The following is a 252-nucleotide window of genomic DNA, read 5'->3' as shown; positions in this document are numbered from 1 at the left end:
ACTGTGGCGGCAGGGCGTTGAGGTCTTCGAGCAGACCGGCACGGTTCACGTCGTGGGTGGCGGCGTCGTAGTAGCGATAGGTTTGCACCGGGAAGCCGGCTTTTTCGAACAGCGCCTGGTGGTTTTCCCAGCTCGGGTCGCTGATGGCGACGACGGCGTTGGGCAGCAGTTGCTTGAGGAAGTCGGCGCCGATTTTCAGCGCGCCGGTGCCGCCGACCGCTTGTGCGGTGATGACACGGCCGGCGCTCAGCA

General features: G+C 65.5%; 1 protein-coding gene. It reads right to left on the bottom strand.

The window, feature by feature from the left end; genetic code table 11:
* The coding region (locus tag AC3XQU_RS24395; RefSeq protein WP_489876696.1) for an aminotransferase class I/II-fold pyridoxal phosphate-dependent enzyme at positions 1-252 on the bottom strand (252 nt) is incomplete at both ends.

It is taken from the genome of Telluria sp. AZSoR62 (assembly GCF_058111565.1).
The sequence above is the reverse complement of the archived record's forward strand: the minus strand, read 5'-3'. Positions and strand labels throughout refer to the sequence as shown.